The organism is Polyangium jinanense, from assembly GCF_028435365.1.
Genome location: NZ_JAGTJJ010000020.1, coordinates 160,575 through 176,442, shown reverse-complemented (window position 1 = coordinate 176,442; position 15,868 = coordinate 160,575). Strand labels below are relative to the sequence as shown.

The following is a 15,868-nucleotide window of genomic DNA, read 5'->3' as shown; positions in this document are numbered from 1 at the left end:
GCCAGTCTTGCCACGGCCCGTTCGATGAACTGCGCATCGCGCAGTTCATCGACCCCGAGTCCAGCGCTTGCGCTGGTCCGGGTCCAGGGGTGGACAACCCCTGGTCGGGGTCCGGGGTGAAACCCCGGCGCAACGCTCCCAAGCACCCCCTCAGGGGGCGAGCGTCGCGAACAGGACGCGGCCGATGGTCGGCTCGCCGTGGATCCACACGACCGCGGCGCGATCCTCCGGTCCGCCGATGGCCACTTGCGGCGAGAGTGCGTGATCTCCCGCGGGGGAGAGGACCTCGATGAGGCCGAAGCCTGCGGCGCTGCCACGGCGCGCCGCCACGCGGAAGTGACCGCCCACCTCTTCGCTCCACGCCACGATCACCCCGCCGTCCCGACCGACGGCGAGCACCGGTGTGATGGCCTGGGTCGCGCCTTCGGTCGAGAGCACGAGGGGTTGATCGCCCGGATGAATCCACGTCCCGTCGGGCGCGCGCTTGGCGAGATGTACGACGGGTCCTGCGCCTGTGTCCTCGGACCAGGTGACGTACAGGTAGCCGAGTGAATCGAATGCCGCGCGCGCATCGCGACACTTGCCCTCGGGCCGCGAGAACGTATCTGCGAGGTCTGCGGGCCGCGTCCACGCGCCGAGCGCGTCGCGCGACGCGAGGTACACGGCGACCCCGCCTTGCCCCGTCTCCTGCGTCCACACCACGACGCCGCGACCGTCCTCGGCGAGGGCGGGCTTCGGATTGCAGATGGGATCGTTGTCGACGGGCGCGCCTGGGGCCGAGAGATAATCATCCACGCCGGGCCGGGAAAACGTGCCCTCCGCGCTGTTCCGCTCGCTCATGAACGCCATGAGCTGGCTCCCGGCCGACTGGTACCAGGACACGAGCGCGTCGCCGCGATCGTTCACCGTCACCTGCGGCGCGTTCGAGAAAAATGAGGGCGGCGACAGCACGTCGTCCTCCGCCGACGGACCTTCCCATGCGTCGCCTGGCCCCTTCCGGCGCGCGACTGCGACGCCGTAATGGGAACCGTCGTACCACTGGTTCCACACGTGCAGGATTTCGCCCGACGACCGCGTCGCGAGCCGCGGCTCGTACGCCTTTTCCCCGGAGGACACGCGATCTGCGACGGACATCGGATCGGTCCATGTCCCGTCTGGCGCGCGTTCGCTCCGGTAGACGTCGCCCTCGGCGCCCGTGATCGACTGGCGCCACGACACGACCGCGTCGCCTGCCTCGCCGCCGATGACGACGCCCATGCCGGCGAAACCGGGCAGCACGGCGCTTGGCTTGCGCAGGGACAAACCCGCGTCCGTCTCCTCGGCGACGACGACCACGTCCGCGCCGGGCATGGTCGCCTCGTCCCACACGAAGAGCCCGCGGCCGCGACCGTCGATCGACGCGTACACGCGGCGCGCCCCGGGGCCGCCGATGACCTGCGAAACCGCGGGGTAGGTCCAGGTGCGTACGCGACAAACGCCCCCGTCGGCCACGCTCCACGCGGGGCAGCAGCCGCCCTCGGGCAACGCGCGCGTGGGGCCGCAGGTGCATGCGACGGGGTCGTCACAGGCGACTTCGACCTGGCCGCATCCGAGTGCACCGAGGCCGAGGAGGAGCAGAACAGCGCGGAGACGTGTCATGGAACGGAGAGCCGGCGAGCCCGGGTGAGCGACGTGAGGAAGACGCGGAGATCGGCGCGCTCGGACTCCGAGAGCGCGGCGAACGCGTCGCGCGCGGCCTGCGCCTCGCCGCCGTGGAGCAGGATTGCGTCCTCGAGGGTCGGCGCGCGGGCGTCGTGCAGGTACGGGCGGCTCCGCGCGATCCCCCAGAGCGGGCGCGTGAGGAACGTGCCCGGACGAACCCCCCGATCCGCCTGCTTTTCCGCGAGTCCGGGGCCCATGTCGTGCCGCTTGAGATCGCTGTAGAGGTAGACCCGCAGCGGGCCTCCATCGATCGGCGGCGCGATCCGCGGAGCAGCCGCGTCCTTTTCGAGATCGACGCGGACCGGGGCGCCGCCCTCGCGGCTCGGGAGCGAATACACGGCGCTCGCCAGCGTGAGCGCAGGGACGTGACAGCTCGCGCAGCCGAGCGCCTGGAAACGCGCCTCTCCCGCGCCGAGGCGCACGATGTGATCCTGATCCTCCGGCGGATCCGCGATCGGCACCTCCTGCATGGCGAGGAAGAGCGCGAGCGCGGTCACCTGGCCCTCGCGGATCTCGTCCGTGACGCCGTCGCCGTCGGGGTCCGTCCCGCCAAACGCGCCGATGCGTGCGGGATCGGCGTGCGCGACGAGCCACGTCGATTGCATGCCGTGGTGGACGTTGAGCTCGTCCTCGACGACGTCGCGCAGCGAGGCGAAATGCCCCTTCCAGCCGAAGGGTTTGACCACGAGATCGGTGTCGACGCCGAGCAGGCTCGTCCCATCGATGCCCCCGTCGGGCCGCGCTTCGAGCTCGCCGAACGCGACGCCTTTGGCCACGAGGGGCCCGCGCGCGGGTTTGCCCTCGGCCTTCGCCTTCGCGACGAGCGCGTCACGCGCGCGGGCGAGCTCGGCGCTCATCTCGCGGGCGACGAGCTCGACGAGGCCCGCGCCGACGAGCGAGGGCGGGTTGCGCGCGAGCGCGCTCGATTGCCGATCGCCGTCGCCGGCGAGGTACGTGTTGTCCGCGCCGTCGCCCGCGCCGCCGGGGCCGCCGCGCCAGTGGCACGAATCGCACCGCATGGCGTCGGGCCCGCCGCGGCGACCTTCGTGAAAACGCGTGAGGTGCGGCCGATCCTTGCCGCCGTAGCCCATCGCGGGCGTGAACGTGGCGTGGAAGATCTGCGCGCCGAGCTGGAAGATTTCCTCGGGCGAATGAACGCCCGCTTCGAGGTCGGATTGCTCGACGCGGATCGAGCGCGCGAGGTGGCCGGGGTCTGCAGCGTCGAGGAACCGATGCTCGCGCCTGCGCGCATCACGCGCGAGCGCATCATACGCTTGGCGCTCGAGGTCCGGATCGAGGTTTGTCGTGTACACCCCGAGCGCGCGCGCCGAGCCTTTTTGCGCCGTCGGCACGGGCGCCGGATCGAGCGCGCATGCCACGAGCGTGGTGGCCAGGAGCGAGAGGACGAGCGCACGCCTCATTGCAGCACGTGGACCTTCGGCTCCCGCGTGAGCGAGAGCAAAAAGACGTGGAGGTCCTTCTGATCCTCGGGATCGAGCGCGCCGAAGGCGTCTCGCGCGGCCGCGGCCTCGCCGCCGTGGGCAAGGATGGCCTCGGGGATCGTCGCGGCGCGGCCGTCGTGCAGGTACGGCGCGGTCTCGGCGAGGCCCCAGAGCGGACGCGTGAGGAAAACGCTGCGCGGAATGTCGAAGGCGCCGTCGTGCGGATCGGCGAGCTCTTCGCCCATGTCGTGCCGCCTGAGATCGCTGTAGAGCTTCACCAGACTCGTACCGCGCGGCTTTTCGCCGTCGCGCATCAAATTCAGCTCGACCGGAGGACCCCCCGTCGTATCGGGCCACTCGTCCCATCGCACATTCGCGAGCGGCAGCTCCGGATGATGGCAACTCGCGCAGCCAACTTCCTCGAACACGGCCATGCCGTTCGACCAGCGCGCGCGCAGGCCCGGATCGTGCGGCGGCAGGATCACCGGCGTCTCCAGCATCGCCATGTACACCGCGGTCGCCGTTAGGATCCCCTCCTCGATCTCGCGTTGCACGCCGTCGTTATCTGGATCCCACCAGTTCGGCCCCGCGCCGAGGTGCGGCACGTCCGGCTCGACTTGCCACCCGAGCGCGAGCACGTGCGACTGGACGCCGAAATGAATCCGCGCGGCGTCCTCGGTGAAGCGCCGGAGCCGCGCGATCTCGCCCTTCCAGCCGAAGGGTTTGACCACGAGATCCCGATCCACGCCGGCGACCGCCGACGTATCGAGCGAGCCGTCCGGATACGCCGTGAGGCTGCCGAACGAGACGCCCTTCGATTCGAGCGACACGGTCACGTCGGCGCCGGTATCCGCGGCCTTGGCCAGCGCGTTGGTTCGGGTTTGTCCGAGCTCGAAGGTCATCTCGGCGCCGAGGGCCTGGACGAACCCGAGGCCGAGCACGTGCGGCGCGTTTCGCTGGTTCGCCGAGGAAGCCCGGTCGCCGTCGCCGAGGAGGAATGCGTTCTGCGTGGGAGCGCCCGCGCCGTCCGGCCCGCCGACGGAGTGGCAACCGGCGCACGAATACGTGTCGAGCCCGCCGCGCACGCCCGAATGCACGCGGGAGAGCCCGGGCAAAGGTCGATCCCCAAAGCCGTCCTCGCCGCGGAACTCGTGCGCGAAGAGCGCATCGCCGAACGCGAAGAGCCGCTCGAGATCGTAGGCGCCGAGATCGATGTTCGTCTGCAGCGCGAAGATGTGCTCGCGATCCTCGCCCTTCTCGGCGGCCTCGAGGAACTCCTCGACGCGCTCGAGCGTGGCGAGCGAGAGGGCGGCGCCGACACCCTCGTCGAGATCGGCGGAGGAAGGGGCGTCTCCGTGGGGCCAGGGAATGGGCTCCTCGCCCCCGGCGGCCAAAAGGCCGGCCGCCAGGGGGAGGACGAGCGCGAATCCGAAACAGCGGAAGGCGCTCATGACCCGTTTTCCATTCGTCAGGGTTTCTGGCAGACGGGGAAGCAGCACGGGATGTAGCGCTGCACGCCGCCGCAATCGAGGCCGGGGCCGGCGAAGCCGTCCGCGGGATCGCCGCTGAAGCCCGGGTTCGCATCGAGCGTGAACGCGCCCGCGATCGTGCCGGCCGTGTTCGTGACGGTCACGAACTCGCCGTCGTCGATGTGGTTCGTCATGTACGTCCAGTTGTTGCAGCGGCCGCCCGCGCCCACCGGATAGGTCGTGCCGCCAACGGTCGTCATCGTGGTGCGATTGACCCACGCCGTGATCATGCCGCCGACCGGAACCTTCGTGGTGATCTTCGTAACGTCGACCGGGTGCGCGGCCGGGTTGTTGAAGATCTCGGCGAGCTGCTCGTAGTCGCAGACGCCCGCCGCGCCGATGGCCTGGCACATCTTCGTGCCGGCCTCGTAACCGAGGCTGCCCATGTAGCTCCACTGCGAGGCGATCGGCGCCGCGGTGAAGTCGTTGAAGATGAGCTTGCCGGCGCAGGGATCGACCGGGGCGTCGGGGCCGCCGTCCGGGAGCTTGCAGTCGTTGGGGCACGTGTCGCCGACCTCGTTCTGGCCGTCGTCACAGTCCTCGCCCGACTGGACGATCTTGTCACCGCAGAACGGGTTCTTGCACTTGTCCGAGCACTCGTCGTCGGGCACGCAGTTGCCGTCGTCACACTCCTCGCCCGGATCGATGGTGCCATTGCCGCAGACGACCGCCGTGGAGCCGCCTTCCACGCACGTCACGGAGCCGCCGCCGCCGTTGCCGCCGCCGCCGCCGGGGCCGCTCGCCCCGCAATCACAGGCCTCGTAGCCATTGCCGGCCGCGTTGCAGACTTGCACGCCCTCGAGCCCGCCGGCGCAGATGCACGCGGCGGTGGATCCAGGAATACAGCCAGCGGGGCCGCCGCCCGAGTTCGAGTTGTCTCCGCCGCTGCATGCCTGGGCGAAAAACGCCGCCAGGCCAAGCGCAGTCAAAGGTACGAGGATCGATTTGATAAAGCTATTACGCATGCTCCACTCCCGATGCTTCTCCCCACGACGCCGTCACGCGATGGACCAGCCGGCTATTTAAACAAGGGCGGTTCGGTGGGTCAACACATAAATGTCGCGAAAACCCCGTTCCGGAAGCGCTCGCCGAACGGGATGGCGTACATTCATTCGCAGTCCAAAGGAGCCCGAGCACGCGGCATAAATATGGATTTACCGCAATGCGTCGTGAGGCAGCCGACGAGGGCCGGGGACGCGCGTGTTCGTGCAATGGGCGGGCAGCGCGCCAATCGCGGCTGCGCCGCCCGACTTCACTGGAGCTTGAACATCGCCATCGCGGTCTCGCCGCTCTTGATGGCCACGCTCCTCGATTTCGTAGCGCCGCTCGCAGGCTTGCAGCTCACCGAATAGGTGCCCGGCGAGAGCGAGAGCTTGAGCGTCGACGTGGTGCCCTTGGAGGCACCGTTCACCGAAAACGCACACGTGCCGCCAACCGCGACCGCGACGAGCGTGCCGTTGCCGCCGCCCGCAGGCGCAGCCGTCGGCGTCGCCGTGGCCGTCGCCGTGGGAGGCGCCTTCGCCGTGCTCGTGGCCGTCGCCGTGGGTTTCGGGGTCGCGCCGCTGTTCGGCGTCGTGCCAAAAGGCGCAGTGCCACCGCCTGCATTGCCGCCCGAGGCCGGCTTGCCGGGATTCGGATCACCAGCCGGAGGCGTGTTCACCGCGACGGGATCCTCCGCCGGCGGAGGCGTGGTCTCGGTCGTGGCCGGCGGCGGCGCCGTGGCCGCCTGCGCGGCCGTCGTCGTCTGCGGCGGCGCGACGGCCACCGGCCCCGCGCTGTCCGCCGTGGTCCCCTCCCCGTCCTTCTTGTCGCCCCCGACGAGCAGGAGCACGAGGATCACGGGTACGAGCACGGCCGCGGCCGCGAGGCCGCCAAAAAGGATGCGTCGATCCTTCTTCGGCGCGAACGGGTTTGGCTCGACGACCCCCACGGGCCCCGTACCCGGCGGCGCGATCACGGCCCCGGACGGCGTCGCCGGATCGGCGCGCCCCGCGGCCCACGCATTCTGGCCCGGGCGCGACCCCGCATCGGGAGCGCCCGAAGGCCCGAGCACCGAGGGCCCCATCCCGCTCGCCGCGCCCCCGAAGACGGGGCCTCCGCCGGGGGGATTCGGGAAAGGAACCGTGCCCGGCGTTCCCGACTTCGCGTCCTTGGGCGGGCCGGGCGGCTGCGGGACGAAATCACCGGCGAGGAACATGGTCCGTTCCATCTCGCCAAGCGCGGCCGCCGAGCTCTGGATGCGCGTGACGGATTCCTCGTCCTCGATGTCGGCCGCCTGGCCCGCCGCGGAACCGCGCGGAGGCGGCGCGGGCGTGGGCAAGGGCGGCGGCGGGACGGAGCCGGTCTTCTTGCGTTGCTTGGCCGCGTGGGTGATCGCGCCGATGCGATCGATGATCACCTGCCCCTCGGCCGTCACGTACGGCCGGAGCGCATGCGCGAAGCCGTGCACGTTGGCGAAGCGGCCGTCGACGTCCTTGGCCAGCGCCCAGCCGAGGATCTGATCGATTTCGGGCGGCAGATCGCGGCGGAGCTGCGTCACGGGGCGCGGCTCTTCCTTCGTGATCTGGAGCATCAGCATCGCCATCTCGCCCTCGAAGGGCGGGCGCGCCGTGAGCAGGAAGTAGAGGATCGCGCCGAGCGACCAGACGTCGGCCCGCACGTCGATGCTCTTCGCTTTCCGTACGATCTCCGGCGAGGAATAAGGCGAGAGGCCGAGCATCGTCGTGGCCGTCATCTCGCCCGCCATCGGCGCGGCGACGTCGCGCATGAGCTTTGCGGTGCCGAAGTCGATGACCTTGAGGAAAGGCGCGCCGCCGACGCGCGTGGTCACGAAGAGGTGCTGCGGCTGGAGCTCGCGGAAGATGATGCCGTGCCCGTGCGTCTCGGCGACGGCTTCCGCCGCCTGCAGGATGAGCAAGCAGGCCTCCTGCAAAGGCAAGGGGCCGCGCGTCTTGACGTGCGTGGCGAGGTCGGTGCCTTCGAGGAACTGCCGGACGAGGTAAAACGTGCCGTCCTGCTGCGTGCCGACGTCGATGATGCGCGCGACGTGCTCGGATTCGAGCTTGGCGAGCGTGCGGGCCTCGCGCCGGAAACGCTCGAGCTCCTTGTCGTCGGTCTGGCCGGCAAGGAGGAGGCGGATCGCGACCCGCTGGTCGAACTCGGTGTTGAAGGCCTCGACGAGGACCCCGTGCCCCCGGCCGAGAATGGTCCGGATGCGGTACTTCCCGGCCACGAGGCCGCCCGGGCGAATTTCGTCAGGTCGCATGTTTCGGATCGTGGCGGCGTCGAGGAAAGCCGCGGGGCCATTCTGGCACGTCTCGGGCCTCGGGTGGTACTTCGCGCGATCGCTTCGCGGGATCCCCTACTTCAAGGGTTCGATCGCCGCCGTGCAGGAGGCCGCCACGGTGGCGGCGTCCTTGAAGCCGAGCCAGCCGAGGATGCAAAGATCCCCAGGATCCTGCTCGTTCACGATCTTGCCGCCCTTGTGCCGCTCGAGCCCTCGCGCCTTGTTGACGAGCAGGAGCTTGTCGGCCGTGGAGCCGAGATCGTCGACGACCTGCTGCATGGCCGCGGGATCGAGGTTGCACACGGACGCGTAGTTCGATTCGAGCTCGAGCTGCGTCGTCGCCGCGCCGCCGGAGACGTTGTTCTCCGCCGGATGGCGCAGGCCGAGCTGGCCATAGATGCGCATCGGGCGCGTCGGCTGGCCGTGGCAGTCGAGGGTGCCGCAGCGGCGCTCGAGATACGGCGAGACGCTCGCCGTGAAGACGGCCGGGTTCGGACACCCGTACGCCTCGAGCCCCGCCTCGCCCACGCAGCTCGAAGCCCCGAAGCCGAGGCCGAAGAGCCCCGTCGCGAGGACGCCGAGCGCCGCGAGGGAGCGCCGGCCGAGCGCCGCCCGGAGCCGTTCACGCACGTTCCGCTTCACGGCGTACCTCCACCACAGATGGGATCCGTGTCTCCGTCATCGACGAGCACCACGCCGGCCGAGTCTTTGCCGGCGCCATTCCCGGGCCTGTCGTCCGAGGGCAGCTTGTGGCACGCGGCGCACGAGCCCTCGCGGCCGATGATCGAGTTCATGCTGCGCTGGCCGGCCCTCACCTTGAGCGGGAAGGTGAGGTCGGCCCATTTGTCCTTCTCGATGTAGAAGTTGCCGGCCGTGTTCGTGCACGCGAAGCGCGAAGGCCCCGCCGAGTCGAAGATCTCGACCTTCACGTTGGGCGCCGCCGCGAGGGCGCCCATCGCGGTCTCCTTGTACACGGTGCCGGCGATCGCGAACGCAGGCGCGGCGTCCCCGTACGTCGAGTGGCAGGACAAACATGGCTGACCGGGCCGGTGCAGCGCGCTCGGCGACCCCGTTTCCGCGGGCAAACCGTCGATGACCTCCTGCGGGATGGGGTCGTTGCCGTTGCAACCAACGGCGCCGAGGGAGGACAGGGCGACGGCGAACGAGAGCGCGGCGACGAACCGCCCGCTCGATACGGGGACCATCAATCGACCTCCAGCTCCAGGGTCACGGCGGTGAACAGGCCGAACCGGTTGAAGACGTAGATGTGGTCGAAGTACTGGTTGTAGAGGCCCTCGACCTGGAGCTGCGCCGAGAGCACGCGGGCGAGCGCGTACCTCGCGTTGGCGCCGAGCGTGAAGCCCATGAGCGCGCCGAGCTCGCGATCACTCGTGCGGTACTCGGGGACGCTCCACCCTGTCGCGCTCTGCGTGGCGACGTAGGCGCGTTGCCAGAAGTCGACCGACGACTGGACGTTGAAGCGCAGGTGGCTGCCGAGGCGCAGGTCGTCGTTGACGTCGAGGAAGAAACGCGCGTCCGTGGTGCTCGCCATCTGTCCCCACGTGTCGACGTAGAGACGTTCGTCGCCGCGAATCGTGACCTTCTCGAAGCGCTTGGCCGCACGCCCGACGAGCGCGAAACGGCTGCGCTCGGTGGGGAGCTGCTCGAGCGGCGCGAAGGGCAAACGGTTCTGGCTGACGACCTGGCGCGTCGCGCCGAGCGGGATGCGCGAAGCGATCGCCTGCGAGAACATCGGGATGTGGCGGTACGGCTTCGAGGTGTCGCCGAAGACGAGCTCCGCCGTGCCACCCAAGACGACGACCGTGCTCGGATCGATGACGAGCGAGACGCCCGCGTCGATCGTGTGCCGCAGGATGTCCTCGCGGAAGACCTCGAACGGCGTGCCCGCGCGGCTCAAGGCGTCGAAGCCGACGTTGTAGGCGAGCGTCGGCGTGACCATCTTGCTCTTGAGGTCGGTGCTCACCGCGACGCCCACGCTGCGCGCGAGGTAGTCCGGCTCGACCGAGACCGCGCCGTTCAAGCCGACCTTCGCGGGGCCGACCTTGAAGTCACCCGAGAGGGATCCCGCGTAACGCCGCTCGTTCCACCGCCGCGACGCCGTGGCCACGATGTCGGGCGACGCGGTGCTGACGACGTCGACGATGAAGCTGCCGCCGACCTGCCAGCCCGCAGTCGGGTTCTCGCCGGAGATGTACGCGGCGGGCGACACGACCGTGGTGTTCAGCGTGTCGGTGTAGAACATCGTCTCGACGCCGGCCTTCAGCGTGAAGCCGCGGCCCTTGCCGCCGGTGTCGATACAGCGCTGCATGTCGGCCGGCGTGCGCGCGGCCTGCATGCACTGGAAGACGGCGCTGTTGTTGCCGCCCGCGCCGCCCTGATCGACGTTCACGGTGATCTGCTCGCCGCGATCGAAGGCCTCGGTCGTCTTGTACTGCGCGGGGAATTTTCCGCGCTTGCCCTTGGCCTCGATCGTGGCCTTGCCAGGGTTGTGCGGGATCGGCTGCTTGACCTTGTCGGCCGGGACGACGACGCCGTCGATCTTGACCTCGACCTCGCTCCACGAGCTCGGGATCTGCAGCGTGATCGTGGGCGTGTCGATCTGGAGTTTTTCGAGGAGCGCCTTCGCTTCTTCCCCGACGGCCGCGTTGTTCTCTTCCTCGGCGTACTTCGCCGCGATCTGCGCGTCCGCCGCGGCTTCGAGCAAGAGGCCGCCGGCGTCCTGGCACTTCGCGAGCAACAGCTTGCCCGCGGCGAACTCGCTCGACGTCGCCATCTCGGCGATGAGCGTCTGCATGCACCCGCTCCAGTCCTTCTGGGCGAGCGCCGCCTGCGCCGTAGTGACCGACGCCGTCTGCTGCTTCGTGGGCGGCGGGCGCGAAGGACCGAGCACCCCCCGTGCCTCGGCGAAGGTTTTTTCCAGCTCCTTCGTCGCCCACTGCTTGTCGAGCTTGACGTTCGCGTCTTCCTTGAGGGCGGACTCGAACGCCTTCTTCGCCGCGTCGAGCTTCTTCTTGCCCGCGCCCTGGATGACGCCGATCGCCATCTGGATCTCGGCGCGCACGCTCGGCTCGCAGGCCTTGCCTTTGCACGCCTTGAACGCCGCATCGAGCCTGCTGAGGGCCTTGTCGTACTTGCCCTCGACAAACTCGTTCATCGCCTCGGCGACCGCGACGAGTCCATCAGCGTCCTTGTCCCCCGCGTACGAGGGCCCGGCGTCCGTGAGCCCGACGAGCGCGAAAACGGCCGCCGGCAGCAGGAACGCGCGGATCAGTTGTCGGGCGCGCCGCACTTGATCCACTCCTCGATGGTCGTGTACTCGGTCTGGTTGAGCCGCACGTCGTCGACGGTGTCGTCGGGATCGACCTTCGGCATGAGCGAGCCGCAGTTCGGCGGCTTCGTGACCCCCATCTCGACACGAAGGTTGCAGAGCATCTTCGAGTTTTCCGCCGCCTCACACGCGATGTAGGGCCCGTTCGCCACGGTGAGCCCGAGGAGCTCGGTGCGGAGCGTCTTCGCGTTGCCCGCGGTCAGCGAGATCGTGCCCGCGCCCATGCCGTGACACTGGGCGTCCGCGCACTTGCCCTTGGCCTCGAGGATCGGGGCCACGTCGTCCACGAAGCTCACGGCGCACATGGAATCGCCCGTGCAGGTCACTCCGCCGGAGGACGAGGAAGCCCCCGCGCCTCCCACGACCTCTGCCGGATCGCCATAAGGCGGGATCTCCTCGGTGGCGCATCCGGCGATCGCCATGGGGAGCGCCGCAAGCGCGGCGAGAAGGAGGATGGATGAGCGATCGAGCATGTTACCGGGCAGGCTCGCCATCATACCCGGGCCCGCGAAAGAGGGACAAGCTCTCCTGTCAGGGATCGGCCGCGGCTCTCCCGATCGCCGCGAGGACCTCCTCCACGGTGCACAGGCCCGAGAGGCGCGCGACCTCGTGCCCCTCCGCGTCGAACACGATCGTCGTCGGCAGGGTGCGCGGACCGTAGTGCGCGAGCCGAAGCTCGGTGTCCGGCGTGTCGGCCGAAAGATCGAGGCGCAGCGCCACGATTGGCGTGCGCTGGAGCAGGACGCGCGGATCGGACCAAACCTCGCGGGCCATCGCGATCGAAGCCGCGGACCAGTCGGCCGAGAGGAACACGAGCAGAGGCAAGCCCTCCCGCGCGGCGCGGGCGCGGGCCCGTGTTTCGTCCGTCTCCCACACGAGCGGCCTGGGACGCGACGACGGCGTCGTTTCGCTCGGCCCCGCATCGCCGACCGCGACGACCGCAGGCGCGTCGCCGGAGATCGCCACGACGGGCATGGGCTCAGGCTCAGGCGCGCGCGCGGCGCACGCGGCGAGGCATGCCCATGCAACGAGGACAAACGCGCGTGGAGGGCGCGAGAGTTTGGAAGGACGAACGAGGGGTCGTTGGGTGGGGCTCCGCGAGATCCAGCGTCGGGAGCCCCCTCCCGGGAGGTTCACTTGCCCTTGGCAGAGCAGCGCATGGCGCACATGAGATCGCCGGGCGCGCAGCCGCAGGAGCTCGGCTTCGGCGCGGTCTTCGCGGTGGACGCGGGCGCCGTGCCGCCGCCGGTCGTGGGCGCGGTGCCGGCCTTCGTCGTCGCGCCGCCACCCGTCTTCGTCGTCCCGCCGCCCGTCTTCGTCGTCCCGCCGCCCTTGGCGACCGCGGACGCGCTGGCCGCGGGCGCTTCGGTCTCGGCGACCGAAGGCGTCGGCACGGGCGGCGCGGTCTCGAGCGGAGGCGGCGTGTTCGCAGGCGCGGCCGACTGCGCCGTCGTCTGCTCCGCCGGTGGCTCCCCACCCTTCATGACCATGAACGCGCCGACGATCGCGCCGACCGCGACGAGGGCGCCGAGGCCGATGAAGAGCGGCGTGCGGTTCTTCTGCGGCTTGGTATCTTCGGGGATCGGGATCGGAGCGGCAGCGGGCGCCGTGACGGGCGGCGCCGCGAGCTCGAACAGGCCGCCGGAGTCGCCGAGCAAGCTCGCCGCTGCGCTCGCGGCCGGAGGCGAGGCCGCGCCTGCGGCGAGCGCCTTCAGGTCGATGAGGCCGGAGTCGTCGGAGTTCGTCGACTTCGACGGCGTCGACGCGAGCGCGCCGAGGCTGCTGAGGCTGCTCGCGGCGGAGGCCGACTGGCCTGCGCGGTTCGTCAGCGCGCTGAGCGAGAAGAGCGCGGACTGCTCTTCCTTGCCGGCACCGATGCGCACGGGCGCGGCCGCCGCGCGGGGCGAGGAGCCGCCGATGCCGGAGGCGCTCGTCGACACGTCGGAGGCGCCGTCGGAGCCGAAGAGATCGCGTGCTCCGCCGCGCGCCCCGTCCTTCTTGACGGCGGCTCGCGCGGGCTCGGGCGCAGGCTGCGGCGCGCTCGCGCCTTGCGCGGCCGCGTTGAGCGCGTCCACGATCGCCTGCACCTGGCCGAGGGGCTGCCAGTCGCCCATGCCATCGGCCCAGACGTACGTGTCTGCGGTGATGACGGAGCTGTTGTAGGCCTGGACGATCTCTTGCAGCGACATCGTTCGCTGATCGCCTTCGGCCACGTTGATTTGGTACGACCCGCCGTCCGTCGCCGCCTCTTCGGCGCCCGCGGCCGAGGCGGCATCGGCGTTTGTCGTGGTCGCGCCGCTGCTGTTGACGAGGATCGTCGCGCCGCACTTACGGCACTTGATCTTGACGGTCTTGCCTTGGACCTTCTCGTCCGAAACCGTGTACTTCGACTGGCAAGATTGGCAGGTGATCTTCATGTCGCGTCTGGTTCGGAGGGTCGACTGTTTACCTGGAGTCGGTCTTCGGTCGAAGACTTTACCAGGGCGCCCTGTCGTTTCGGACCTTTCCTGACGTATCAGCCACGAGGAAGACTCGAATTTGCCAAAAATTCGTCTCCACGTGCAATTTCTTGGGGCCCGACCCAAAAAAGCGCTTGCCAGCGTGTCGAAAGCGGCCCCCGTCGGGAAGCGGGATCGCAAGAAAGCGGACGAACCCGGCCGGCGAAGCGCCTCGCCGCCGGGTCGGTTCACGCGAGATCATCGAGGAAGGGATCAGGAGAGACAGCGGCTCGCGTCGAGATCGGTCGCGGCGCTGGGAACACTCGGCGCTTCTTCCGAGGCGGGCGCAGGCGCTTCCTCAGCGTTGTCCTGCGGGCTCTCGGCTTCCTGCGTCTCGGGGGCCTCGTGGCTGCCCACGTGCTCGCCGTACGCCTGGAGCTTCGAGTAGAGGCCACGCCGGCTGATGCCGAGCACGCGCGCCGCGCGCTGCTTGTTGCCACGCACGGCCTCGAGCGTCAGCAGGATCAACTTGCGCTCGGCGTCGGCGAGGCGCGTGCCCACGGGCAAACGCAGGACGAGCGGGTGCTCGCCACGATCGCCGCCCTCGCGCGGCTCGAGATCGTGCGCGGGCGGCGTCGACGGGCGAAGCGGCGTCTGGGCAAACGAAGCCGACGCCGACGCCGGCGGCGGCTCGGCGAGCGAAGGCGGAGACTCGCGCCCCTCGGCCTCGGTGATCGCCGGCGGCGGCGTGGTCGTGATCGGCGCAGGCGGCGCGTGGTGCTCCGGCTCCGGGTGCGGTGGGCTCGTCTGGACCTGGAGATCGTGATGCGAGCGACGGCCCGTGCGCCGCTCGATGCGGCCCTGGCCGATCTGGACCTCTTCGGGCCCGACGAGCTCGCCCGCGGCGAAGAGGGCCGTCTGCTCGACGACGTTCCGGAGCTCGCGCACGTTGCCCGGCCAGTCGTGCAGGTAGAGCCTGTTGATCGCGCCCTCGGAGAAACGACGCGCGGGCGTGCCGTAGCGCTTCGCGAACTTCACGAGGAAGCGCTCGGCGATCGGCAGGATGTCCTCCACACGCTCGCGCAGCGGGGGCAGCGTGATCGTGAAGACGTTGAGGCGGTAGTAGAGGTCCTCGCGGAAGACGTTCTCGTCCACGAGATCGAGCAGGTCCTTGTTCGTCGCCGCGACGATCCGGACGTCGGCCTCGATCTCCTTGCGGCCACCGACGCGCGTGAAGCGGTAGGTCTCGAGCACGCGCAAGAGGCTCACCTGCACGGCGCTGTCCATCGTGCCGACCTCGTCGAGGAACACGGTGCCGCCCGTCGCCGCCTCGAACTTGCCCTCGGCCGAGGAGAAGGCGCCGGTGAAGGAGCCCTTCTCGTGACCGAAGAGCTCGCTGCCGATGAGCTCGCGCGGGATCGCGCCCGTGTGCACGGGGATGAACGGGCCGTTCTTGCGCGGGCTGCGGTTGTGGATCGCGCGCGCCACGAGCTCCTTGCCCGTGCCGCTCTCGCCCACGATGAGCACCGGCGCCATCGTCGAAGCGACCCGGTCGATCCGGGCGAAGACCTCGCGCATGCCGCGCGAGCCGCCCACCATGCCCTCGAACACGAGCGGCCCGGCAGCAGCGTCGTCGTCCTCGCCCTCGGCCTCGCGAACGTTGTCCGAGGACAAGAGTTCGCGCACGAGCGACACGAGCCGCGCTGGATCGAGCGGTTTTTGCAGGTAGTCGGCCGCGCCGAGCTTCAGCGCGTCGACCGCGCTCGACACCGATCCCGACCCCGTCACGACCACGACCGCGGGCGCGGGCGTGGCTGCCTTGGTCGTCTCGTCCTCCGTCGGAGGCGTGAGTCGACGCATGAGATCCATGCCGGTCATCCCGGGGAGGTTGAGATCGGTCACGAGCACATCGGCGGGCGTCCGATGCTGGATCTCGAGGGCCTGCTCGCCGCTCGAAGCGACGAGGACGTCCAGCCCTTCGTGCCGGAGCACGGCCTCCAGGATCGCAGCCTGATCGGGCTCGTCCTCGACGAGCAAGACACGCCCCGTATGGTGCCCGGCCGCCCGGTGCGCGCGGAGCATCGATCCCCTCGCATGCACTGAAGCGCTCGCTCCCAAGCTTT

12 protein-coding genes are annotated in these 15,868 nt (G+C 69.9%); all 12 read right to left on the bottom strand.

Features of this window, described 5'->3' with window-relative positions:
• Window positions 1–150: 150 nt before the first annotated feature.
• The 12 genes from KEG57_RS28445 to KEG57_RS28390 all read right to left on the bottom strand — a co-directional run bounded on the left by KEG57_RS28445 (window position 151) and on the right by KEG57_RS28390 (window position 15,827).
• Window positions 151–1,638 (bottom strand): hypothetical protein, encoded by a 1,488-nt coding sequence (locus KEG57_RS28445; protein ID WP_272425765.1) that lies wholly within the window; start codon window positions 1,636–1,638, stop codon window positions 151–153.
• A complete protein-coding gene (locus tag KEG57_RS28440; protein WP_272425764.1) occupies window positions 1,635–3,122 on the bottom strand; it encodes a di-heme oxidoredictase family protein in 1,488 nt (495 codons plus the stop codon). Before KEG57_RS28440 ends, KEG57_RS28445 begins: the two co-directional genes overlap by 4 nt.
• Window positions 3,119–4,594, bottom strand: a complete 1,476-nt coding sequence (locus KEG57_RS28435; RefSeq protein WP_272425763.1) for a di-heme oxidoredictase family protein — start codon at window positions 4,592–4,594, stop codon at window positions 3,119–3,121. The genes KEG57_RS28440 and KEG57_RS28435 overlap by 4 nt, the downstream gene beginning before the upstream one ends.
• Before the next feature lie 17 nt (window positions 4,595–4,611).
• Window positions 4,612–5,637 (bottom strand): DUF4215 domain-containing protein, encoded by a 1,026-nt coding sequence (locus tag KEG57_RS28430; RefSeq protein WP_272425762.1) that lies wholly within the window; start codon window positions 5,635–5,637, stop codon window positions 4,612–4,614.
• 287 nt (window positions 5,638–5,924) lie between these two features.
• Window positions 5,925–7,937 (bottom strand): serine/threonine protein kinase, encoded by a 2,013-nt coding sequence (locus KEG57_RS28425; RefSeq protein ID WP_272425761.1) that lies wholly within the window; start codon window positions 7,935–7,937, stop codon window positions 5,925–5,927.
• Between the two features lie 96 nt (window positions 7,938–8,033).
• A complete protein-coding gene (locus KEG57_RS28420) occupies window positions 8,034–8,600 on the bottom strand; it encodes a hypothetical protein (protein ID WP_272425760.1) in 567 nt (188 codons plus the stop codon).
• Window positions 8,597–9,163 carry a hypothetical protein gene (locus KEG57_RS28415; RefSeq protein ID WP_272425759.1) on the bottom strand — a complete coding sequence of 189 codons (567 nt, stop codon included), beginning with the start codon at window positions 9,161–9,163 and terminating at the stop codon, window positions 8,597–8,599. The genes KEG57_RS28420 and KEG57_RS28415 overlap by 4 nt, the downstream gene beginning before the upstream one ends.
• Window positions 9,163–11,268 (bottom strand): DUF3570 domain-containing protein, encoded by a 2,106-nt coding sequence (locus tag KEG57_RS55750; protein ID WP_272425758.1) that lies wholly within the window; start codon window positions 11,266–11,268, stop codon window positions 9,163–9,165. The genes KEG57_RS28415 and KEG57_RS55750 overlap by 1 nt, the downstream gene beginning before the upstream one ends.
• A complete protein-coding gene (locus KEG57_RS28405) occupies window positions 11,247–11,780 on the bottom strand; it encodes a hypothetical protein (RefSeq protein WP_272425757.1) in 534 nt (177 codons plus the stop codon). Before KEG57_RS28405 ends, KEG57_RS55750 begins: the two co-directional genes overlap by 22 nt.
• A gap of 58 nt (window positions 11,781–11,838) precedes the next feature.
• A complete protein-coding gene (locus KEG57_RS28400) occupies window positions 11,839–12,282 on the bottom strand; it encodes a thioredoxin family protein (RefSeq protein ID WP_272425756.1) in 444 nt (147 codons plus the stop codon).
• Window positions 12,283–12,440: 158 nt separating this feature from the next.
• Window positions 12,441–13,724 (bottom strand): zinc-ribbon domain-containing protein, encoded by a 1,284-nt coding sequence (locus KEG57_RS28395; RefSeq protein WP_272425755.1) that lies wholly within the window; start codon window positions 13,722–13,724, stop codon window positions 12,441–12,443.
• Window positions 13,725–14,018: 294 nt separating this feature from the next.
• Window positions 14,019–15,827 carry a sigma-54-dependent transcriptional regulator gene (locus KEG57_RS28390; RefSeq protein WP_272425754.1) on the bottom strand — a complete coding sequence of 603 codons (1,809 nt, stop codon included), beginning with the start codon at window positions 15,825–15,827 and terminating at the stop codon, window positions 14,019–14,021.
• Window positions 15,828–15,868: the final 41 nt, after the last annotated feature.